Consider the following 18,564-nt stretch of genomic DNA (forward strand, 5'->3'; position numbering starts at 1 on the left):
GAAGGGGGCTATGTCTAGTATGAACGATGGTGCTCTCCGCGTTCAACTCGATCGCCTACCTGTGCTGCCCTCAATTGTCCTAGAACTCACCTGCGATTGAATTTTTAGCGGGCTGAAAATGAACCCCGCTGCCTTGTAGACTACTCGCGACTTTACAAGCAGAATCTTGACAATGGAGAATCATTGTCTGCAATAGCTTCTCCGATCAATAGAAGTGAGATTTTGTATGCCTAATGAAGAGACGAATATTACTTATGGAAATCTTATACACTCGGCCAAATCACAATGATTTTTCTCAATGAGATACTCTCAAGAGAATCATTGAGGACAAAACTATTCTTGCACAGACTGCGCAAGATGCTTTCGTAATAAATCATGAATAAAACGATATCGCCCTCCCACTTGCTGAAGGATTCGCATTTGATCCGCGTGCTCTAAAAATTCTGCATAGTTCCAGGGGAGGCATTGATTCTTCCAAAGAACCATACGCAGAGCTACATGCTGAATAGCTTTATATCCTCCATGAGATAAACCTCCAATCAATCCGCAGCAAAAACCAATAATAACTCCCCAAGATATGCCTGCGAGTAAGCCTGCAAACCGAGTAATGAATGGCCATCCAAGTATTCCACACATTAGCCCAGTTATTAATCCATAGATTAAGGCATTTTGAATTGATAGCTTGATTCCTTGATTGGGAATGGATTTTTTCTCAATTTCCACAGGCTTAAAACCAATAAGAAATCCCCAAAATAAGCTTACTATAAGAAAATGAACTAACAAAAACGGAAAGTTGAAACCTGGCATCGAACAACTAAGCAACAACGGATCATACAAAGGCTTTTTGTCAAGAATATTTGATATGTTGAATAAGAATAAATGAATTATGCATTTAGGGTTCTTTAATCCTCCGAAATCTGAAATAAATATAAATTCGTAAAACATAATATAAACGAATCCTAAAAAGTTGTTTTTCTCTATATTGGCCCAAGACCAGGCAAGTCTTTCAACTTGGATTGCCTCACTTTCGCGTTCTAATTTTAAGATGAGATATAGTCCAAATACTACGATTAGTAGCTGTAAAAACAGGAGCCATCCGAGCGACGAGAAAAAAGCCTCCAAAAAAAAAAAATATAAATAAACCTCCAACGCTTAAAAAATATATTGCGAAGCATATCAAAACAGATATTATTTTGTATTGATTCTTCTGATTGTTGTCTTCCAAATAGTTCATCTTGATATTTTCAATCAAGAATTCTTTCACATCATCATTTTCCATTTTTACAGCCAGCCAATTTAAATATTTATATGCTTTCTCGGGGGATGTTTTGTTTCTAAAATTATGGTTGTTAATCTTATGGTCAACATAAGATTTGATTAAATCACTTTCGCTTTTAATACTCCTATTACTCGTGTCGTATAAAGTAACAAGAAATGACAAGAAAAGAGGAGTTTTAACTAATTCATTTAGGCTATTTTCTCTTTGAATTTTATCCCACAGAGTTGACTGTTTTATTTTGTATAAATATTGTTTTATCTTTTCCTGCTCAAGAGGTTTGAGACAGATCGCACCATTTAGTTTGTTGAGAAGGTGATTGCCTTCTTTATATTCTTCTTGACGACAACAAACAACCAGGTATGGATAGTCTGTTTCTTGAAAAAATGCATTAATCGCTGCGATACATTCGATTTGCTTCGATAGACCTTTTGATAAAACTATTTCATCTAATCCATCAAACAATGGGATAATTTGGTGATGATCTAACCATGATTTACTAATTGATTGTTTGATTCCATATTTTGTTTTTAACTGAAAAACCATCCATTGATCAATCGATTGACTAGTTTTCCATTCAGACAATTCAAAGATGATTGGGATGGGAGATTTTTTGTCTTTGAGTGCTTCGTCTAATAACTCTATAGCAAGGTTTAGCAGTTCTGTTGTCTTGCCATAACCAGGATTACCCAAGATTAGTAATTTTCCTTGAATATCTTCCTGGTGATAGATTGAGGAAACTGAGCGTTCTGATTCAATAGTTTTCTCAAAAAAAGGGGAGAAAATTTGCAAGATCCAATTTTTGAGACTAGGAGTTTCAACCTGAGGATTGTTTTCGGATTTTAAACTTAGCTGAGGTCGCCCAACTTGTTGTGGTTGATCTACAAAATCCGAAGGAATTTTGTAAAGGTCATACAAAGTATCTACTTTTCTCTTATTGAAATCTACTCTTAATCGCTGAAGGAGATCTTGACGTATTTCCGAGAGGTTTAGTCTTCTTGTAATCCTAATTAATAACCTTTGAATAGAATCAGAACTTTCATCTAGTGTTTTAAATAAACTGCCAATAGATTTCAAGAAATGAAACAAAGCTACACTAATTCCTATGCTCCCAGCAATTAAAGGTATCGAAAGAAAATTCTGAAGAAAAACAGGAATATCTGGTGTTGGTGTTTCGGTTATTATTGGAAAGTGATGATTTAGTACTTGTATCGAAGAGCTAATTAGATTGTTAAAATAATAAAATAAATTCATATAGAATAATTATTTTTTATTAAAATTTATAATCTCTTAAAGTATTTTCCTTGAGTTAGGAATAGAATACCTTGGCCATAAGTAAATTGGCGCAATGAAACTTGCAATAGCATTCATGTGCTTTAAGGGGTTTCAATTTAATCCATTTTATATTTAATTTATTTTACTTATTACAAAAAAACTTTTTGAGTCTGAGCCTAGAGCAGTATAGTACTTTGGGTTGAAGAACAAAACTTATAACGAAACCGACGTATTTAAACCGATTTTCAAACTGAAGTGAGAGTATTTTAGCATTTAACGTACGTGGAGTATTGAGAAACCCAACACAAGTATTTAGTTTAGAACTAGCGATCGCCAGCTCTAAATTCAGCGATCGCCTCCTCCAGCTAAAATAAAAAGGTCAAGTCGCAGCGAGGCCAAATCGATGACATCTTCTGCCATTACTACAATCGTCACGATGGTTGAATCTCTGCCAGACGACTTACAGGAACGTGTTGCCGAGCATATTCGCGAGTTCATTGCTGATTTAGAGGATGAAAAGCGTTGGGATGCCTCATTTGAGCGGACACAAGATAACTTGGTTGCGGCTGCTCGGCAAGCGAGGCAGGAGATTGCAGCGGGGCAAGCAGTCCCAATGGACTATGACAAACTATGAAGTCTGCGACGCTACCGTCCTTTTGGTCTAAATATCGAGAATTAAGCGATCCAGTGAGGACAGGAGCACGAAAAGCATACCGTCTATGGGCAGAGAATCCATTTCATCCATCGTTGCACTTTAAATGCATTAACAGCAAAGAAGGAATATGGTCAGTGCGAGTGACACGGAACCACCGTGCGCTTGGCGTTCTAGAAGACGACACCGTAACGTGGTTTTGGATCGGCAATCACGATCAGTACGAACAATTCTACTCATAACTGCCAGCACCGAAGCAATTCTGTTAGAGAGACAGCAAAAAAGGTGGTCACAGTTTTTGGGAAATCTCCTATTCCGCTCTGCAATCAGGAGATCGCCTCCTCCAGCCAAAACAAAAGGATCCAGCCGCAGCGAGGCCAAACAGATGCCCGTTCGACGCTGCTTCGAGTCTCCTCAGCGATCGCCATGCAGCTGCAAAACTGAGCAATGCTGCGAGAGTAGAGTCCTCCAGCATCAATAGTCTATTTCTCCCATAGAATAAACATTCAAAATAGAACGTTTTTTTCTATGGAGTAGCCGCCATAAATTAGAAAAATCTATTAATATAATTCAACTTGTATATTTGAACCCATTGAAAAAAACCTAGTGCAACTCACGAATAAAATCAATTTTACAAATCTAAGGGGCGATCTATTTGGGGGTGTGACCACCGCCATTGTCTCCCTTCCCCTCGCCCTCGCCTTTGGGGTCGCGACCGGAATCCCTAACGGTGCTGTAGCAGGTCTTTACGGTGCGGTGTGCGTCGGCTTTTTTGCAGCCCTATTTGGAGGCACTCCTGCCCTCATCTCCGAACCTACGGGTCCGATGACCGTGGTAATGACCAGCATCGTCGCGTCCCTAGTTGCCAAGAATCCCGAACAGGGGTTAGCCATGGCCTTTACCGTGGTGATGATTGCTGGGATCGTACAAATTGTGTTTGGCATTTTTAAGCTGGGCAAGTACATTACCCTGATGCCCTATAGCGTCATTTCTGGCTTTATGTCTGGAATTGGCGTTATTTTAGTGCTGCTGCAAATTGCACCTTTTTTGGGACAGCCCAATCCAAAGGGCGGGGTGTTAGGCATTATTCAGGCGCTTCCGCAGCTCTTTGCCAACATTAATCCGGCAGAAACCGCCTTGGGGGTTCTCACCCTCGCGATCATCTTTTTCATGCCCGCTCAGCTCAAACGCTATGCGCCACCCCAACTGGTAGCCTTAATTGTCGGCACCGTCATTTCCCTTACCCTGCTTGGCAATGACGATATCCGCCGCATTGGCGAAATTCCCATCGGTTTGCCCACATTGCAACTGCCCACCTTTACCCTGCCCCAACTCACGATCATGTTGGTAGATGGCGTCATGTTGGGGATGCTGGGCTGTATTGACACGCTTCTAACAGCAGTCATTGCTGACAGCTTGACCCGTACGGAGCACAAATCAGACAAGGAACTCATCGGTCAGGGAATTGGCAATCTGGTTTCCGGGCTGTGCGGGGGCTTACCTGGAGCCGGAGCCACTATGGGCACCGTCGTAAACATCCAAACCGGAGCGCAGACGGCTCTATCTGGCATTACACGGGCGCTGATTTTGCTTGTAGTGGTGTTGTGGGCTGCTGGTCTGACTCAAAATATCCCCATGGCGGTGTTGGCGGGAATTGCCCTGAAGGTGGGATTAGACATTCTGGACTGGAGCTTTTTGAAGAGATCGCACTTGGTGTCAGCCAGAGGGTCGTTTATTATGTACGGTGTTTTGCTGCTCACCGTCTTTGTGGATCTGATTGTCGCTGTAGGCGTAGGGGTCTTTATTGCAAATATCCTCACCATCGATCGGCTTTCTAGCCTGCATTCTGAAAAAGTGAAGGTCATCAGCGATACAGATGATGAAGTTCTCTTAACCGACGAAGAAAAACAGCTTTTGGATCGAGCAAACGGTCGGGTACTGCTGTTCTACCTCAGTGGCCCCATGATCTTTGGCGTGTCCAAGGCGATCGCCCGCGAACATGCTGCGATGAAAGATGCAGACGCCCTCATTTTTGACTTAAGCGACGTTCCCATGATGGGGGTAACGGTTTCTCTATCTATAGAAAATGCGATCAGAGATGCCTACGACAAAGGATTGCAGGTGTTTTTAGTGGGTGCCAACGAAAAAATTCAAAAGCGCTTGGAACGTCTGGGGCTGTGGAATTTAATTCCGTCAGAACGCCGACTTTCCAATCGAGCCGAGGCTTTGCAGCGAGCTGTAGATTGGGTAAAGCGCAATGGCAGCAATGCCGAAAAGCCTCTGCTGTTAGGCTAGTTTGCGCGAGGAGGACCGATCTAGCCAGTATTGCGGTCAACCCTCCTACAAACTTGTAGCGTTACTTATGTAATAGTCCAAACAGATCTTTACTATCCTTGAAATTCTATGATGAATGCCCCAGGCGCCCTAATTTTTTCTGCTTTTCCCTTGCTGGCCGTCGAACTAGATGCAAACCACGCACCGCTCGTCCTCGCGGGGGTGTTGCTGAGTTTAGTCGTTATTTATTTTGCCAGTAAAGTCGGCGGCGAATTGTCTGGCATGCTGGACTTTCCGCCCGTCCTCGGCGAACTCATCGCGGGCGTGGCGATCGGGGCCTCCGCGCTTCACCTGCTGGTCTTTCCAGAGAATGGGGCGATCGCCGCTGACTCCGTTATCATGACCGTCCTCCAGTGGATCGAACCGCTGACCCCAGCAGCGGCTGCGTCCATTTTCCAGAGCGAGGGAGAAGTAATTTCGGTCCTCGCTGAAATTGGGGTCATTATTCTGCTGTTTGAAATTGGCCTAGAGTCAGACGTTAAAGAACTCCAAAAGGTGGGCTACCAAGCCACGATCGTTGCTTGCGTGGGGGTTGCCGTCCCCTTCGCCGCCGGGACTGCCGGACTCATGTATCTCTTCAACGTTCCTGCAATTCCTGCCATCTTTGCTGGAGCGGCGCTCACGGCAACCAGCATCGGGATTACCTCAAAAGTACTGTCTGAAATCGGACAGCTCAAGTCTAAAGAAGGTCAAATTATCGTTGGTGCTGCTGTCATTGACGATATTTTAGGCATCATCGTGCTGGCCGTCGTCGCCAGCCTTGCCAAGACCGGGGAAATCGATATTCTCAACGTTGTCTATCTAATCGTGAGTGCCACTGCCTTTTTGGTCGGCTCTATTTTGCTGGGGAACGTATTTAACAAAAGCTTTATAGCGGTTTCCAATCTCCTCAAAACGCGGGGGAACTTAATCATTCCCGCCTTTATCTTTGCCTTTTTCATGGCTTTTATTGGCAATGCCATTCACCTTGAGGCCATTCTGGGTGCTTTTGCTGCGGGCCTCGTCCTCGAAGAGACCGACGAACGCAAAGAACTGGACGAACAAGTCAAACCCATTGCAGATATGTTGGTGCCCATCTTTTTTATCTCCGTGGGTGCCAAGGTCGATCTCGGCGTCCTCAACCCCTTCCTACCTGAAAACCGAGTGGGCCTGACGATCGCGACCTTTTTAATTCTGGTTGCTATCGTCGGCAAAGTGGTGACGGGCTGGGCTGTGTTCGGGCAACCGGGAATCAATCGCTGGGCGATCGGTATTGGCATGATTCCTCGGGGAGAAGTGGGCTTGGTCTTTGCAGCCATTGGCGCTGCTAGCGGTGCCCTCGATAAATCCCTCCAAGCTGCGATAATTATCATGGTGATTTTGACCACATTTTTAGCGCCACCATTCCTCAGAATAGCCTTTGGTAGCGCTCAAGCGTCTCCAGAGCAGGCACCTGATGTTGTGCCCTAGGGGCAGAGAGAAAGAAGATTAATGGGTCTCTAACGTCCCGCGCAGGAGCGGGCTGGAGCAAATGAAAGTTATAGGACAAAAATGGATGCGACTGTTCAGACAAATGGGGCGGGATGAAGGGTTTTTAAGCGGTCTCAAAATCTTTGAGAACCTTTTATCGAAAGTTTTATCGTTATTTATGGTTGCGGTCATTTTGGTCTCCGTCATAGACCTTGGCGCTATCTTATTTCACGGATTGCTCGACCCGCCCGATGATTTCCTAGGCAGGACGCTCATCAACATTTTTGGCCTATTTCTCAATATTCTCATCGCCCTAGAAATTCTCGAAAACATTACCGCGTATCTCCGCCAGCACGTCGTTCAAGTCGAACTGGTGATCGTCACGTCCATCACTGCGATCGCCCGCAAAATTATCATCCTCGATTTTGCAAAAACCACTGGCATCGATCTCATTGGCCTTGCACTGGCCGTGTTCGCGCTATCGATTAGCTACTGGATCGTCCGAACCATGAGAAACCGTCCCTAATTTATGGAGATAATGCATAAACATGGAGTGGCACGCGATCGATTACTGCGCCCCAGAGGCACCCTCTCAATTTGTGGCCTCTATCCGAGAGATTGGGTTTGCGGTATTGAGAGAAATTCCCGTCACGGCCAGTTTCATAGCGGCGGTGTATCGAGATTGGGAAGCCTTTTTTCTATCTTCAGAGAAATACGCATACCAGTTCGACCCGGCCATTCAATCCGGTTACTTTCCCTTTCAGTCAGAGACCGCAAAGGGAAACGATCGCCCCGACCTCAAAGAGTTTTTTCACCTGTACGAGTGGACTGAATTGCCCTCGGGGATGAGCGATCGCACTTGGCAACTGTTCCATCGGCTGCGCGCAGTCGCTGAAACGCTCTTGGAATGGCTGGAGCAAGGATTGCCGCCACAGGTGCGGCGGCAGCTCCTCACCCCGTTGAGCGACACGATTCGAGCCAGCACTCAAACGCTCCTGCGCCCGATCCACTATCCGCCCTTGCCGCGTGCGGCCAACGGTGCCTTGCGCGCAGCGGCCCATGAGGATATCAATTTAATTACGCTGCTACCAGCCGCAACCGCTACGGGACTGGAGGTGCAGGCGGAGTCGGGAGAGTGGATTGGCGTCCCCAATCGGGCCGGAGAAGCGATCGTGAATGTGGGAGATATGCTGCAACTGGCAACTGGGGGCTTTTATCGTTCCACTTCGCATCGCGTGGTAAATCCGACGGGCGAAGCGAGTCAGCGATCGCGCTTTTCAATGCCGCTGTTTTTGCACCCGCGTCCCGAAATCCACCTGACGCCAGACATAACGGCTGACGATTACCTGAAAGCTCGCCTCAAAGCATTGGGATTGCAGGACTAATGGCAGGCTGAGGCGGAGATTGGAACAGGCTGCGCTGGCAGGGCGAAAACGAAAGCCGATGCTGAGGCGAAGGTCCCAGGGTTTCCAACGCCAGTTGATGGGCGCGGCTGCCATACCCTTTGTTCGAAGCAAGATGGTAGCCGGGGTAACGACGATCGAGGCGCACTAACAGGCGATCGCGCCAGACTTTGGCCAGAATGCTGGCAGCGGCGATCGCTGGTTCGCGCTGGTCGCCTTTGACAATCGTGCGCTGGTCGATCGCAAAAGCCGGAATGGCGCGATTGCCATCGATGAGACATAGGTCTGGCGTTATGGAAAGTCGCATTACAGCTCGCCGCATCGCCAGCAAACTCGCCTGGAGGATGTTCATCCGGTCGATCTCTCGCACAGAAGCCATGCCAATGCAAAACGCCACGGCGTGAGTTTTTATGGTTTCGTAAAGAATCTCGCGATCGGCAGCCCGAAGTTGTTTACTATCTTTAACCCCTACTTTAACCAAACGCTCTGCTGCAACGGGCAATAAAATGACCGCCGCTGCGACGACAGGCCCAAAGAGAGCGCCCCGCCCCACTTCGTCAACCCCGGCAATCTGTAAAAGACCTTCATTGACCCTAGGAGCTACCATGACTCAAGATGCCAAACAACTGCTCAAAATTTTAATCGGTGCCGCGTGGCTGGATGGTAAAGTCCAACCCGAAGAGCAAAAGCGGCTGCGGCGAATCGCCGAGCAAAAAGCGCTTCTAGACGATGCCGAACTCCACCCCTGGCTCCACGGACTGCGTTCTGTCTCAGTCGATGAGTGCTATCAGTGGATTGACGAATACCTAGGAAAACACCCCAAACCAGCAGCCATCCAAGAACTACTTGAAGAAATTAGCGGCCTGATCTACAGCGATGGCGACGTGGACAGTGCCGAAGCACAGGTTCTCAACCAACTGCAGCGCAAAGAGGCCGCAGCAGCAGCTGACACGAATCTACACGATACCGTGACCCGCGCGATTCAAAACCTCTATCGGCGTTGGGTCAGTCAATAGCAGCGACGCGATCGCCCGATCGATCTCATCAGAACAGATCCGCAGTGAAAGCAGCGATCGCCTACCTCGAGCAATTTCGCGTAAATTCGCTAGGCTAGAGGTACGTTGATGTCGTTCAAAAACAGCAGGTCGCTATGTTTGGCTTTGGCAAAAAATCCACGCTTCCCACCCCCGAAACCGCACTTAAAGGCCGCGCAGAAGCCATTCAAGTCCCCGAAGCCCATTTTGTAAACGGGCACCCGCTAAAGCCGCCCTATCCCGCAGGAATGGAAATTGCCATGTTTGGGTTAGGCTGCTTTTGGGGCGCAGAGAAAGCGTTTTGGAAGTTAGAGGGCGTCTACAGTACGGCAGTCGGCTATGCTGCGGGCCTTACGCCCAATCCTACTTATCAAGAAGTTTGTTCTGGAATGACGGGTCATAACGAAGTGGTACGGGTCGTATTCGACCCTGCCGTCATTCCCTATGCAGAACTGCTCAAAACATTTTGGGAAAGTCACAACCCAACCCAAGGGATGCGTCAAGGCAACGATACGGGCACTCAATATCGCTCCGGTATCTATACTTACTCGGCACAGCAGAAAACCTTGGCAGAAGCCTCTCGGGAAATGTATCAAAAAGCGCTGAGCGCCGCAGGCCACGGCACCATTACCACTGAAATCTTAGACGCGCCCGAGTTTTACTACGCAGAAGCTTACCACCAACAGTATCTAGCAAAGAACCCCAATGGTTACTGCGGCCTAGGCGGCGTTAACGTGTCTTGCCCGATCCCGCTATCGGTTTAGATAAAGATACAAAACTATAAATTTCGTTGTTGTTTTTTACAAAAATCGGTCGCGATCTAAAAAAACAACCTCGATTTGTTCGCTTTTTTCACCCTTTAGAGCATACTGTGGGTACACACTCAATCTGAATCCGTGCAGGTGCAAGATGAACTCACTCTCCTCACTCATCCGATCGAAGACAAGTCTCGCGCTTGGGATTTACGTTCTGGCTTTTGCTAGCTTGTTTTTTCTCGTCGACGCTCAACTTCATTCGATGCAGCTTTTACAAGCAGGTCGCCCTACCTTTTTGCGGTAAGACGGTGCTCGAAAACTCAATATTCAATCATAAGCTGCCGTTAATCTTAGAATTAACGGCAGTTTTTTCATTATTGTAACTTTAAGGAGAATTACATTGATTTTCAGCGATACCCTGCAAGTTCTACCCTTTGCCGACCATTGGGCTATGGGTGGAGGGGGGAGATAAGGAAGATGGGGGAGAATTTGTCGCCCATCTTTGGAGAATGAGTACTAAAGAATGAGCTCGGATTTTCGAGCGGTTCTATCGGGTAAATAGCGATCGATCGCGGTCAACGGGCGGCTCGGGGTTGGAGCTGTCGATTGCGATGGCGATCGCTCAGATGCACCTCGGCACCATCCAGGTCCAAAGTCAGTTAGGACACGGCAGCACCTTTCCTGTCAAATTGCTGAATAGCCAGTGTTAGCGAATGTAAAAGGATATGTGAAACACAATATCTGTTGTTAAACTTTACTAAATCCTTTTCCAGCTTGGGTTTGAGACCAAATCAATAATTCTCCTTGTTTGCCCCCTGCGGCTAAAGATTGCCCCTTCGGGTGCCAGCCTAGACAGGAAAATCCTTGGTTTGCGCCTGTCAACGTCTGGGTCAGGTGTTTGGCTTTCTGCCAAATATTCACCAAGCCATCAGCGCCTGCCGAAGCAAGATGTATCGCCTGAGGTTGAAATGCGATCGCCTCAACGGCTTGAGTATGATTCTCTAATACTCGTCCGTCCCAACCTACCAGAGGATTGAGACTGCGCTCCCAAATAACGATGCCCTCCACACTGGTCGAAGCTAAAATTGGCTTTGAAGCGTTGGGTAAGAGAGAGGACCAAGCCAGATAGCGAATCTTCCCCGGAAATCCGCGCATCACCCAAGGCTGGGCACTCGGTTGACCGTCTTGCCATTCTATGACCGTAATGGTGCGATCCATATTGCCAGACGCTAGATAACGACTATCTGGCGACCAGGAGAGCGCCACACTCGCAGAAGGTAGTTCAACGAGGTAAGGATCATCATCCCAATCGAGGCAATTCCAGACCTTTGCCCCTTGATAGCCACCCACTGCCAGAAATTTGCCATCAGGTGACCAGTCAAAACAAAGCGCAGACGATGCCTCAAAAGGAAGCGTTGTAATGACCCTCTGCGAGGTTGTATCCCACACCTGCACATAGCGTCCAACATTAAACGCCAACCAGTTCAATTGTGGATGCCATGCAACATGTTCGACCCAATGTTTGCTGGGCAAGGAAAATACTAAACTTGCAGGAAGTTCTTCTGACCCAGGAAATTGCCAAACAAAAAGGGTTTTCCCCTGACCGCCTGCCGCGAGATACCGTCCATCGGCAGAAAAGGCCAAGCTGTTCAATGAATCCTGAGATGGGAGATCTAAAAGACTTCGATCGCTCAACTCTCGTAAAACCAAGACCTCCCCGGCAGCAGAACAGGCTGCCAGCATATCTCCCTGGGGCGACCAACCGATCGCGGTCACATAGTCGGATAGACTACCGCTCCAGTTTTTTTGCCAAATCTGTCGGGAAGACGACTTCAGACCAAGCATTTGCGGAAATCCTTTTTGAGTTGGGTTTCGTCTAAATTGCGCCCAATAAAGACCAGTTCATTTTTGCGGACTTCTCCTGTCTTCCAAGGGCGATCGCGGATACCGTCAAACAACATGTGTACGCCCTGAAACACATAGCGGTTATTTTCGCCCTGAAAATTAAGAATGCCTTTCATGCGGAAAATATCAGCCCCTTGACGTTGCAGCAGAATACTCAGCCAATCATTGAGGCGCCGACCATCAATTTCTCCAGATTCCACAATGGCAACCGAACCAACGGTTTCGTCATGCTGGTGGGCATCCTCGCCTAAAAACTCAGGGTCAATTTCCAGCGCCCGACTTAGATCGAAGGCTTTGACCCCCAACAGGTCATCCATTTCTACTTCTGCATTGCGGGTACGGTAAATTTTGGTCATGGCATTCATGCTGCGGATGCGCCGTTCCAGTTCATCCACAGTTTCCGGATCGACCAGATCGATTTTGTTGAGCAAAATGACATCCGCAAACGCAATCTGCTCCTGGGCTTCATCGGCCTCCCAGTGCTGCCAGATGTGTTTGGCATCCACCACCGTCACGACGGCATCTAAAAAGCTTTGGGACTGCACCTCTTCATCCATAAAAAAAGTCTGAATGACGGGGGCTGGGTCGGCTAACCCCGTGGTTTCAATCACCAGATGGTCAAATTTATCGCGTCGCCGCATTAAGTTCCCGATGATGCGAATCAGGTCGCCGCGCACGGTGCAGCAGATGCAGCCGTTATTCATTTCAAAGATTTCTTCATCGGCATCAATAATGAGCTGATTGTCAATCCCGACTTCTCCAAACTCATTTACGATGACAGCGATCTTTTTGCCATGCTCGTAGGTCAGAATGCGATTGAGCAGGGTGGTTTTGCCTGCTCCCAAGTAACCCGTAAGTACCGTAACGGGGACTGCATCGGCGATCGCGCTGGAAACCATACGCTAAATCCTCTCTAATTTATATAACGATAATCGTTATCAGAATTGTAAAGGATTATGCCCGTAATGAACATCCAAGTGCTAAGCCACTCTTCTGCCCAAAGCTAGGGTGGATTTTGTGCGTGCTGGTCTGGATTATGCGGCAAGCCTCAATCGCCGAGAAGCTTTGAGCTTACTGCTCTGGCTTTTTGAAAAGTTTGGCTACACCGTTCAAGAGGGATGTCCGATCGATCTTCGCCTGACCCACCAGGATTTGGCTGAATTGGCTGACACGTCTTGCGTTACGGTGACGCGACTGCTAAAGCAGTTTGAAATGCAGCGGCTGCTATACCGACGCAATAAGCATTATGTTTTGCTGACGTTAGAGCCTGACCTGCCTAAGCTACGGTCTCTTGCTCTTGGACTTTAGACTAAACAGGAAGGAAAAGCGGTCAGCCGAAGAAGACTGACCACTCGATGATAGAAGCTGAAAGTTGGAAAACATATCGGCTTCATCATGACCAGTTTGCAGAATCTTGAGATATTTCGCCATCGCACCTATCTGTTATTGGGAAACGGGAGGGATGCGCTGTTCGATTTGATGGATGCAGTGTTGACAACCCGGAGTGTTGCATCCTTCGTAGAACTGTCATTAAGTCCCGTCTTTCGTCGAGAATGGCCGAGCATCTATGAAGCGCTCCAAGATGGTCGGCCCTCGCGTCAAGCCTTGATGCAGGAATACGTGCGGCACATCCCTACATCAGAAGTGGTGGTTCTGGCAGGAGACCATACGGCGTGGTCACGGCCCTATGCAAAAACGCTCCAAGACCGTACCTATGAACACCAGCCATCGGTGCGATCTGGAGGCAAACCTGTTGCCATCGGTCAGGGGTATAGCACGATCGCCTGGATACCCCAGGAGCAAGGTAGTTGGGCTTTACCCCTGCGCCATGAACGGATCACCAGCTTTGATACCCCCCTTGGCAAAGCCGCAACTCAGTTACGCCAAGTCTGCGCTCAAATTCCAGGACATGTCTTGTTCTTAGGAGATGGAGAGTATGGGTGTGCCCCCTTTCTCAAACAGACCGCAGACATCCCCTGCGACAAGCTGCTGAGGTTACGACCGAATCGAGTGCTCTATCATGCCCCACAGCCGTATCAGGGGAATGGCAGACCCTATCGGCATGGCGCAAAATTTAGCCTCCAAGCGCCCGATACTTGGACAGTCGCTCAAGAAGAGATGACGACCCACGACCCCAAATTGGGACGATTGAAAGTGCGTCGATGGGAAGCACTTCATTTAAGGCAAGCTGGCGACGCTCCCTTTGACCTGATTCTGGTGGAACGACTTGATACCCCTGACTCAAAACCGTTGTGGTTGATTTGGATGGGACAACAGAAGGCTGTGCTGGGTCAAATCTGGCAAAAGTACCTGCGTCGCTTTGCCATTGAGCATTGATATCGATTTGTCCGACAACGGTTCCATTGGACGGTGCCTCAACTGTCTACCCCGAAACAGATGGAAACTTGGTCTGACCTAATGCCGTTGCTCACTTGGCAATTATGGCTCGCTCGTGAGGTCGTGGAAGATTCCCCTTTACCCTGGCACAAACCCATGACCAAATTGACCCCAGGACGCATCGCAAATTCATTTGCTTCACTTTTAGCTAGGATTAGCTCTCCTGCCTCTGACCCGAAACCTCGTGGAAAGTCTCTTGGTTGGCCTACAGGTAAACCTAGGAGCCGTCGTCCTTTCTGTCCAACGGTCAAAAAAAGGTTTGCCAAGCCCAAGGAAACGGCTGATACAGCAGCCTAAACCTTAAACTTCTTCCCTTCGATTATCGTTAGTGTCCTGAGTTTTTCGCCATAGAGGCCAAAGCGTGAAAAGGTCTGAGGATAAGAGATTCAGGCCAACAGAGAATGGATATCGTCACACGCAAAGCCCAAATACTGCGGGTTCAAACCCAAAATCCATATCCAGAGTTGAACGAAGTCCTACAGGAAAAACTGAATACAGAGGTTCTGGGGGTTACGCAAAGCGTCTTAGAAGCAGCTCTGTGCGAAGAATTACAAGAGCATCTCAATCAGCTTGCGGGAGAACGACCTCGTCGGTCTGGCTACTTCAAGCGAGTCCTTGATAGCGAATACGGGCGCATCGAATCCTTGTCGGTACCCAAGCTGCGCCATGGGAACAGAGACCGAGACTGGCAAATCTTGGGGCGCTATCAACGGGGCCTTGGCAGTCTATTAAACTTTTGTCTAAGTCTGTATGTCATGGGCCTGTCCTTGCGAGACTTGCAAGAAGCGCTCTATCCATTACTCGGGGCTGTATTATCGGTCAATGCCATCAACCGAATCACAGAAGCCGCTCAACAGCAGATGAATCAACGGCGCACGGCAAAAATTACCACTGCTGTACCCATTTTGCTTGTCGATGGTGTTTGGGTGAGAATTCAATATGCAAGCGGGGAAACCTTTGAAGACCAAGCTGGACATGTGCGCGCCTTGCGTCAAGCCGAAGAACGGGTTGTTTTAGTGGCAATGGCCATTTATCCAGATGGCACTCGTGAAATCTTGCACTATGAGATTGCCGAGAGTGAATCTCAATTCGCCTGGGAGTCTTTTTTCAAGGGTTTACAGGAGCGTGGATTGAAGCTTGATGGGGTTGAGGTTGTCGTCAGTGATGGGACCAATGGATTGCCCGCTGTGCTCAAAGCCTGGGTACCTCAGGCCCAGCATCAACTGTGCATCACTCATAAAATCAGGGCAATGCTGCGTCATCTGGGCTATGAGAATTTATCCATCCAAGATGCGCAAGGTCAGACCCTAGACCTTCCAGAAGCAAAGAAGCTTCGCTATACCCAGATTAAGACTGACGCCTATGACATCTATAAAACCGATGATTGGATGGAAGCCATTGAGCGATTGGTGGTCTTTGTCGAGACTTGGCAGTCTGTTGAACCTAATGCCATCCGCTCCTTTTTGAGAGATATTGTTTTGACCTTTAATTTCTATGATTTGAACCCATCCTTATATCCACTCGTCCGAACCACTAATGCGCTCGAACGATTGTTTCGAGAGTTTAGGAACAAGTCCGATGAAATTGGTGCGTTCCCCAATGAAGACAGTTGTTTGACCATTTTCTTCTTGGTCTTACAGCGTGACCATACCAAGCATGACCGTCTCAAATCTGTGGCGAAAAACTAGGGACACTAACGATTCTCGGTCTCGAATGCTGAATGCTTTCGAGTTACTTTCTAGTGAACGTACTTCCTGTTTAGTCTAAACTCCAATTGATATCAGAGCAGACTCAGCAGAGGGAATGCCGAGTGTTGTGCAGGCGAGGTATACCCAAAGTGACTGGAATGTTCTGGCGCAAGGGGTAAAACTGCTGCAAACCCAAGAAGAGTAACAGTAACAGCAACGCAGACAGCGGCATAGCCCAAGATGGAGTCGTTGAGGTATTGCAGTCGATCCCCGTCGCTGCATCGCAAATAAAGAACTCAGCCTGCTAGAACTTCTCAACTAAAACCAGAAAACTTTGGATATCTTTACGCGATCGCAATACAGGCCGTAATACTTGGTGTTCGAACAGTGCTAACTGATCTCCAATGTGAAGTGAATGGGGTTGGGTAGCATTGCCAGAACTGTTAAGCACTTTGGCCTTGACTGGATTTGAAAATTCAATGGCAGCGACAAATGAATCTCCTTTCACTGATTGAAATTGACTTTTCTCTACTGGCACAAAATCAAGAGTACGGAAAATTCCCAGGTCGCTATAGCCCCCATTTGCAGGCAAATCGACCTTGCCGTAACGGAGCCGAAAGACTTCTCCCCAAGGGATATCGAGAATTTTGTAAGTCGTCTTAACTTTTGTTGCTGCTGTTTCCAAGGCAACAACGGCACGGATTGGATCCGCAAGACCATCCGGTGTTGTTTGGGGTGATTTTTCCTGCCAAGGTACTGCAAACGGAGGGTCAAACTCCATGGCTTCTAGCCAGAAGTTAAAGAGAACGGCTCCTCGGCTGTTGGCATTGGCCTGACGGTCCCACTTTGTTAGAACAGATGCAGCACTACGAGCAAGTTCAGTTCCATGCTGTTGGGCGGCTGGAATGAGATCGTCAAGCAAGCGATCGGCGAGTTCCATACGAGTTGAATGTTTATAATGAACCATTTCCTCGAATGTAATCTCTGGATCTTCCATTAACATCCGAGCGGAGCGCTGAGGACGGAATCCCATCGGCCCACGCGGTGCCATGTATGGCGGATAATTATCAGGACTGAGGGCAAGCGGGAAGGTTGAGGTCCAGGGTGGATCGTTAGCGTTCTGTAACCAGCCACTAGGCGGGTCGAGTACCCGAGGTAGATTTTGATAGGGATGGGTTTTAGTCCATAAAGTTTGGGAGGTATCGCCAGGAATAATTCCTTCCCAATCTTCAAATTTACCACCCGTTCTGATTGGAACTCGGCCATTAAATAGATGCATAATATGGCCAGATCGGTCTGCATATAGAACGCTGAACATAGGAATTTGTAGGGGTTTGAGGGCTGCTTCAAATTGGATTAGATTCTGAGCACGGGCCATCTTCCACCACTGTTCTAGTGCTTTAGGCCGATCTAGACCCACGACCCGAAGGGCGATCGCCTGATTCCCCGTTTGGGCCACGACGGGACCATGAAGGGAGTGTTGAACGGTCAGTTTTTCTTCGCGCAGCGTGCCATCGGATTGCTTGACTTTGAACGGTTGTATTTCGGTTTTGAAGGGATAAAGCTTGTTATCAAAGCGGTACTTTCCCTCTGTAACCGAAAGCTTGTAGGCATCCCAGCCATCATGGGTGTTTACAGTATGAGTCCAACCTAAATTGTTGTTAAAGGCAATATTCAGCACCGGAAATCCCACGAAGCTAGCGCCGTAGGCATCAATTCCAGGAGCCGTCAATTGGGCTTCGTACCAGAGGAATGCACCAGACCAAGGCGTATGGGGGTTGGCGAGGAGCATGGCATTTCCGCTTGCAGAACGAGATGGGGCGATCGCCCAAGCGTTAGAACCCAAGGCGGATCTAGATGGGGAACTGGCAGAAGGTTGACCCTCTGTGAGGCTGAAAACCTGCTTAGCGTTCACCATAAAGGTAAAGTGCAGGATGTGCTGGAGGTGAGCGAGGACATCTACTCCTCGAACCGGAAGCACCCCTTCCACGTTGTTATCGATTAGCTCAGGATGTTTCTGGGCGTAAGCATTAATGCCCGCAGCAAAAGCGTCAAGATAGCCGCGAAATTCGGGTGTTTGAGCGGTATACCAGGTCTGGGCGCGGGCTGGTATCCCCATCGTGCGAACCCAGCGATCCGAGTTAATATTGTCCTGTCCCCAATATTCAGCGGCCCGCCCACGGCTTTCACCGTACAGACGCAAGATTAGATTACCGTGACTTTTAGCTTGCGCCCACCCAAACGCACGAAAGAGATCGGTCGTTGTCCTGCCATAGATATGCGGAACGCCATACTTATCCCATAGAATTTCTGTGGTTTTGGGTGCAGAAGTCGAAGAATACATTTCAACAAGAAAGAGCGCAACCCAACTTAGTGTCAGGAGAAATCGTTGTATC

Annotated in this window: 17 protein-coding genes; 11 read left to right on the forward strand and 6 right to left on the reverse strand. The window is 48.0% G+C overall.

Going from position 1 to position 18,564, the window contains the following annotated elements:
* Positions 1-333: 333 nt before the first annotated feature.
* Complete coding sequence (locus R6H26_RS13885) at positions 334-945, reverse strand: hypothetical protein (protein ID WP_404791111.1); 612 nt, start codon at positions 943-945, stop codon at positions 334-336.
* 76 nt (positions 946-1,021) lie between these two features.
* Entirely contained in the window at positions 1,022-2,530 is a 1,509-nt protein-coding gene (locus R6H26_RS13890) for an NACHT domain-containing protein (RefSeq protein WP_404791112.1), read from the reverse strand.
* A gap of 424 nt (positions 2,531-2,954) precedes the next feature.
* Between R6H26_RS13890 and R6H26_RS13895 the strand changes: the two genes are divergently transcribed.
* From R6H26_RS13895 to R6H26_RS13915, 5 genes are all read left to right on the forward strand, one after another.
* Complete coding sequence (locus tag R6H26_RS13895) at positions 2,955-3,185, forward strand: hypothetical protein (RefSeq protein ID WP_404791114.1); 231 nt, start codon at positions 2,955-2,957, stop codon at positions 3,183-3,185.
* Between the two features lie 624 nt (positions 3,186-3,809).
* Complete coding sequence (locus tag R6H26_RS13900) at positions 3,810-5,498, forward strand: SulP family inorganic anion transporter (protein ID WP_404791116.1); 1,689 nt, start codon at positions 3,810-3,812, stop codon at positions 5,496-5,498.
* Between the two features lie 111 nt (positions 5,499-5,609).
* On the forward strand, positions 5,610-6,986 hold the full coding sequence (locus R6H26_RS13905; RefSeq protein ID WP_404791330.1) for a cation:proton antiporter: 1,377 nt from the start codon (positions 5,610-5,612) through the stop codon (positions 6,984-6,986).
* Positions 6,987-7,071: 85 nt separating this feature from the next.
* The gene (locus tag R6H26_RS13910) at positions 7,072-7,512 is read left to right on the forward strand and encodes a phosphate-starvation-inducible PsiE family protein (protein WP_404791118.1); all 441 of its coding nucleotides are present in this window, start codon (positions 7,072-7,074) and stop codon (positions 7,510-7,512) included.
* A 22-nt stretch (positions 7,513-7,534) separates the two neighbouring features.
* Entirely contained in the window at positions 7,535-8,371 is an 837-nt protein-coding gene (locus tag R6H26_RS13915) for a 2OG-Fe(II) oxygenase family protein (protein ID WP_404791120.1), read from the forward strand.
* Here R6H26_RS13915 and R6H26_RS13920 read toward each other — a convergent pair.
* Positions 8,346-8,996 (reverse strand): ribonuclease HII, encoded by a 651-nt coding sequence (locus R6H26_RS13920; protein WP_404791122.1) that lies wholly within the window; start codon positions 8,994-8,996, stop codon positions 8,346-8,348. The genes R6H26_RS13915 and R6H26_RS13920 overlap by 26 nt on opposite strands.
* Between R6H26_RS13920 and R6H26_RS13925 the strand changes: the two genes are divergently transcribed.
* The 3 genes from R6H26_RS13925 to R6H26_RS13935 all read left to right on the forward strand — a co-directional run bounded on the left by R6H26_RS13925 (position 8,995) and on the right by R6H26_RS13935 (position 10,888).
* Complete coding sequence (locus R6H26_RS13925; RefSeq protein WP_404791124.1) at positions 8,995-9,405, forward strand: TerB family tellurite resistance protein; 411 nt, start codon at positions 8,995-8,997, stop codon at positions 9,403-9,405. The two genes, R6H26_RS13920 and R6H26_RS13925, sit on opposite strands and share 2 nt — an antisense overlap.
* Before the next feature lie 134 nt (positions 9,406-9,539).
* Positions 9,540-10,187, forward strand: coding sequence for a peptide-methionine (S)-S-oxide reductase MsrA (gene msrA / locus R6H26_RS13930; RefSeq protein WP_404791126.1), 648 nt, complete (start codon positions 9,540-9,542; stop codon positions 10,185-10,187).
* Positions 10,188-10,711: 524 nt separating this feature from the next.
* Complete coding sequence (locus tag R6H26_RS13935) at positions 10,712-10,888, forward strand: ATP-binding protein (RefSeq protein WP_404791332.1); 177 nt, start codon at positions 10,712-10,714, stop codon at positions 10,886-10,888.
* Between the two features lie 37 nt (positions 10,889-10,925).
* Here R6H26_RS13935 and R6H26_RS13940 read toward each other — a convergent pair whose 3' ends face one another.
* Positions 10,926-12,023, reverse strand: coding sequence for a WD40 repeat domain-containing protein (locus R6H26_RS13940; RefSeq protein ID WP_404791128.1), 1,098 nt, complete (start codon positions 12,021-12,023; stop codon positions 10,926-10,928).
* Entirely contained in the window at positions 12,011-12,982 is a 972-nt protein-coding gene (locus tag R6H26_RS13945; RefSeq protein WP_404791130.1) for a CobW family GTP-binding protein, read from the reverse strand. The genes R6H26_RS13940 and R6H26_RS13945 overlap by 13 nt, the downstream gene beginning before the upstream one ends.
* Positions 12,983-13,100: 118 nt before the next feature.
* Here R6H26_RS13945 and R6H26_RS13950 point away from each other — a divergent pair, with 118 nt between their 5' ends.
* The 3 genes from R6H26_RS13950 (at position 13,101) to R6H26_RS13960 (ending at position 16,168) form a co-directional block, all read left to right on the forward strand.
* Positions 13,101-13,391 (forward strand): helix-turn-helix domain-containing protein, encoded by a 291-nt coding sequence (locus R6H26_RS13950; RefSeq protein ID WP_404791132.1) that lies wholly within the window; start codon positions 13,101-13,103, stop codon positions 13,389-13,391.
* An 87-nt stretch (positions 13,392-13,478) separates the two neighbouring features.
* A complete protein-coding gene (locus tag R6H26_RS13955) occupies positions 13,479-14,420 on the forward strand; it encodes a transposase (protein ID WP_404791134.1) in 942 nt (313 codons plus the stop codon).
* Between the two features lie 461 nt (positions 14,421-14,881).
* Positions 14,882-16,168: a transposase gene (locus tag R6H26_RS13960; protein ID WP_404783412.1), complete on the forward strand. Its 1,287-nt coding sequence runs from the start codon at positions 14,882-14,884 to the stop codon at positions 16,166-16,168.
* A gap of 304 nt (positions 16,169-16,472) precedes the next feature.
* On the opposite strand, the gene R6H26_RS13965 is transcribed toward R6H26_RS13960, so the two are convergent.
* Positions 16,473-18,512 carry an acylase gene (locus R6H26_RS13965; protein ID WP_404791136.1) on the reverse strand — a complete coding sequence of 680 codons (2,040 nt, stop codon included), beginning with the start codon at positions 18,510-18,512 and terminating at the stop codon, positions 16,473-16,475.
* Positions 18,513-18,564 lie beyond the last annotated feature (52 nt).

The organism is Altericista sp. CCNU0014, assembly GCF_044923475.1.
Classification (GTDB): Bacteria; Cyanobacteriota; Cyanobacteriia; order Thermosynechococcales; family Thermosynechococcaceae; genus JAAURS01.